General features: G+C 60.1%; 4 protein-coding genes. 3 read left to right on the top strand and 1 reads right to left on the bottom strand.

What is annotated here, in order from left to right:
* The first annotated feature begins 43 nt into the window (after positions 1–43).
* Together ACH2EH_RS22165 and rbsK are read left to right on the top strand one after the other, a co-directional pair.
* Complete coding sequence (locus ACH2EH_RS22165) at positions 44–406, top strand: EthD family reductase (RefSeq protein ID WP_395145164.1); 363 nt, start codon at positions 44–46, stop codon at positions 404–406.
* On the top strand, positions 403–1,353 hold the full coding sequence (gene rbsK / locus ACH2EH_RS22160) for a ribokinase (RefSeq protein ID WP_395145163.1): 951 nt from the start codon (positions 403–405) through the stop codon (positions 1,351–1,353). The genes ACH2EH_RS22165 and rbsK overlap by 4 nt, the downstream gene beginning before the upstream one ends.
* A gap of 147 nt (positions 1,354–1,500) precedes the next feature.
* Here rbsK and ACH2EH_RS22155 read toward each other — a convergent pair whose 3' ends face one another.
* Positions 1,501–2,379, bottom strand: a complete 879-nt coding sequence (locus ACH2EH_RS22155; protein ID WP_395145161.1) for a phytanoyl-CoA dioxygenase family protein — start codon at positions 2,377–2,379, stop codon at positions 1,501–1,503.
* A gap of 324 nt (positions 2,380–2,703) precedes the next feature.
* Here ACH2EH_RS22155 and ACH2EH_RS22150 point away from each other — a divergent pair, with 324 nt between their 5' ends.
* Positions 2,704–2,874, top strand: a complete 171-nt coding sequence (locus tag ACH2EH_RS22150; protein WP_395145159.1) for a hypothetical protein — start codon at positions 2,704–2,706, stop codon at positions 2,872–2,874.
* The last annotated feature ends 129 nt before the right edge of the window (positions 2,875–3,003 follow it).

Genomic DNA, 3,003 nt, shown 5'->3' with positions numbered 1-3,003 from the left:
CGAAATCGGGTTCGATGATTAGCAAGGAGAAAAGAAAAAGGCAATGGTGAAAGTGATCGCGCTGCTCAAGCGCAAGCCCGGCATGAGCCGGGAAGAGTTCCAGCGGCGGTGGCTTGTCGAGCACACCAAACTGTCATCTGGGCTTCCCGGCTGCCGCGAATACCGCATCAACCTTTGTCTGCCGGAGCAACCGGAGAGCGAGGCAGCCGAGCCGCTTTACGACGGCACGGCGGAGCTCTGGTGGGACAGCATCGAGCAGATGGAGCAATGTTTCGCGGGCGAGACGGCACGGATCGCGGGCGAGGACGCCGACTCGTTCTGCGAGCTACGCATCCATCTTTACACGCGGGAGTACCTGGTCGTTCACGAAGGACAGGCCATCCAGCCACCGCGCGAGGCTTCATGAACCGCGCACCTAAAATCTGCGTGGTCGGCAGTTCCATGATTGACCAGATCGCCCGCGCGCCACGGCTACCCGGACCGGGCGAAACCCTGGTCGGCTCAGGGTATTCGCTGGGCTTCGGCGGCAAAGGCTCCAACCAGGCCGTCATGGCCGCACGACTAGGTGCAGCCGTTTGGATGGTAGTCAAACTGGGCCGCGACGTGTTCGGCGAGGATACACTCAAAAACTACCGCGCGCAAAACATCAACACGGATTTCGTCTTTTTCGACGAGCGCTTGTCGTCGGGCGTCGCCCCCATCTGGGTGGACGAAACGACGGGCCAGAACCAGATCATCGTCGTGCCGGGTGCCAATCTCGCCCTGACGCCAAGCGAGGTGAGGAGCGCCGAGCTTGTTATCGCCCAAAGCACGGTGGTCGTTTGTCAGAACGAGATCCCCCTGGAGTGTAGCCTTGAAGCGTTCCGCCTCGCCAAACGCGCTGGCGTACGCACCCTCTTCAACCCGGCCCCAGCGAGCGACATCCCTGACGAATTGCTGCGCCTCACCAACATTCTAGTGCCCAATGAAACCGAGGCGGCGCTTCTTACCGGCATTGCCACCGACACCGACGAGGGTGCGGCCCGCGCTGCAAAAGCCCTGCGCGAGCGGGGCGTTTCCGCGGTCGTCGTGACGCTCGGAAGCCGTGGCGCGCTCGTGCTGGACGAAAGGGGAAGCCATCGCGTCGCCGCGGAAGTGATGCAGGCCCTCGACTCCACGGGTGCGGGCGACGCTTTCGTGGGCAGCCTCGCCTATTTCCTGGGCACGGGCGTTTCGCTGCGCGAGGGCGTGGAAAAAGCCTGCCGGGTCGCCACGCGCTCGGTCCTGCGGCACGGGACCCAGAGCTCGTTCCCGGACGCGGCGGAGATTGCCGACATCCTAGCCCCTAAACCCATTAGAAAATACGGGGCATGACTCGTCCTCGGGGACTGACTCGTCTACGACTACAAATCCAATGCCATAAACCTAATGCTCCGAGGTCGAAGCGGCGGCGCGACCGACTGAAAACCGAGGCTCTAGAGTTCGTGTTGCACAATGAGACGGCCTACTGACACTGCCTTATTAGGGATCTATGCCGAGCAGGCGGCGGCCCAATGCGGTCAGCTCTGCCGGGCCAACGCTGTTGGCTTGTTCCCAGCCGCGCGGATCGCCGGGGAAGCCCGCAGGCGCGCGGCGCTCCTGCCAGAGCACGATACGCTCCTCGCGGCGCTGCTCCCATTCGTCGCCTTCCGGGGCGGGGAACATGGTAATGTACTGTGCCATTCGAGGGCGTTCCGAAACATTGTAACCGTTGCCGTGCAGCAGCAGCCGATTCCAGATGAGCAGGTCGCCCGCCGCCATCGGGACGGAAACCATTTCATAGCCCGGCGGCAGCACCGAAAGGTCGGGCACCCGGCTCGTCTGATCGGGTCGGCTCTTTACCCACTCCACCGCCACTTTATGAAAGCCGGACACACAGGTGAAGCCGCCCACTTCCGAGGGAGTATCTACGAGCGCGAGTACACCCTGAACGCCAAACGGCAGCGTGTCTATCTTTTCGATAGGCAGGTCCCAGTGAGCGACCAAACTTGCACGATAACGCGGTTGGTCCTCGCGCTGAGGGGGGCGGAACGCGCCGCGATCCAGACTGACCCACAGCCGCTCGGTTCCCAGCACCTCGGCGAACGCCCGGTACAGGCGGGGATGCTGCCGGTTATTCCAGAATGCCGGGTGCTGGTGCATTTCCACATTGCCCGAAGATTGCACGGGGTCCCGGTACCAGGTGTCCGAGTTTTCGGGGTCCACACTGAGAAAGTCATAAATAGCCTGTTTGGCCGCCGCGACATTCTGAGGCGGCACCGCATTTGGGACGATGACGTAGCCCTTATCCTCGAAATGCGCCCGGTCGCCATCGTTCAGGACAGTGGGAGCCTCTGCAGCAATCGTTAAATCAGTTGACATCGTATAGGTCTTATACCCGATCGGCCGCGCTTCCTCCTCTGACCCGCCCCCGTTTAGGTCCAGCAGGGAGGTTACTCGACTCCCGATTTCTCGGGTCTGAACTGGCTCTCCAGCCACTCTGGGGGAGACAAATATTCCAAAGCACTATGCGGCCTTAACTCCAGACGATGTGTGCGAAAACTTTTCTTTAGTTGACGACTTGGAGCTTTCACCGATCCTAGAATTACAGCCCGCGACAGTGGTGCTACTGCCAAAAACGGTCGTTTTAATGAACTGCCAATGAGGCTACCTGGCGACCATTCTGCCAAAGTGACTGAGTCAAAAGTGTCCAGAAAAACGCCGGGTCTACACTTTCCGACCGGCATCACGTTCTACATAGAAAACGGCGGGAGCATTAACGAGGCGCAAAAGCTCGCCAACCACGCAGACCCCAGAACGACGAAGCTCTACGACCGAAGCGGCGATACCGTCAGTCTCAACGAGATAGATTGTTAGAATGCTATCCCATATTTGAACTTGATAGAGCTCTAGTTTCCGGTAAATCACGCACCCTGTAGCGTTCCTTGGCCTGCCTGACAAGCCTTTTGACGACGATGACCCTCAACACCGGTGACAAGATGACAA

Source organism: Armatimonas sp., assembly GCF_043760365.1.
In the GTDB taxonomy this organism is placed as follows: domain Bacteria; phylum Armatimonadota; class Armatimonadia; order Armatimonadales; family Armatimonadaceae; genus Armatimonas.
This window is presented reverse-complemented; position numbering and strand designations above follow the sequence as displayed.

Excerpts from the sequence above, each read along its gene's own strand:
- ACH2EH_RS22165 (WP_395145164.1), top strand. The coding sequence starts at position 44 with ATGGTGAAAGTGATCGCGCTGCTCAAGCGCAAGCCCGGCATGAGCCGG.
- rbsK (WP_395145163.1), top strand. The coding sequence starts at position 403 with ATGAACCGCGCACCTAAAATCTGCGTGGTCGGCAGTTCCATGATTGAC.
- ACH2EH_RS22155 (WP_395145161.1), bottom strand. The coding sequence starts at position 2,379 with ATGTCAACTGATTTAACGATTGCTGCAGAGGCTCCCACTGTCCTGAAC.